We start from the raw sequence: 542 nt of genomic DNA, 5'->3' as shown, positions 1-542 counted from the left end.
AGGTTTAGCCAAAGAAGCTACAGCAAGTGCTGTTTCTGCGCAACGTGGTAAAGAAAAAGCCAACGAGAAACAAGCGCAAGAAGAACTACAAGAAGCAAAAGACTTAAAAGCGAAAATCGAAGACGAGAAAACAGTCGTAACGATTAAAGCTAAGGGTGGAGAAGACGGCCGTTTATTTGGTTCAGTCCCATCTAAGCAAATTGCTACTGCTATGTTAAAACAATACGGTATTAAATTAGATAAACGTAAAATGGACTTGGACGAACCAATCCGTTCATTTGGCTACACAAATGTACCTGTAAAATTACATCATGATGTTGAAGCTACTATTCGCGTACATATCGTCGAAGAATAGGGCTAGTCTATCTATATGTTGGAGGCTAGGATGGATTCCTGGCCTCCTATTTTATTCAATTTTTATATCAATTTGCTTATGTTTTTTAGTATAATAGTTAGGTGATGGAGGTGCTGATTTGGCGGAGAATTTAGATCATACAACACCGCCTCAAAGTATAGAGGCTGAGCAAGCTGTGCTCGGTGCT

Annotated in this window: 1 protein-coding gene; it reads left to right on the top strand. The window is 39.5% G+C overall.

What is annotated here, in order from left to right; all coding sequences use genetic code 11:
- The coding region (gene rplI / locus ACRCJ0_RS19065; RefSeq protein WP_431391774.1) for a 50S ribosomal protein L9 at positions 1-355 on the top strand (355 nt) is incomplete at its 5' end.
- Between the last annotated feature and the right edge of the window lie 187 nt (positions 356-542).

The organism is Aerococcus sp. L_32 (genome assembly GCF_050689315.1).
Note: the sequence above shows the minus strand (reverse complement) of the source record. Positions and strands in the feature narration are given on the sequence as shown.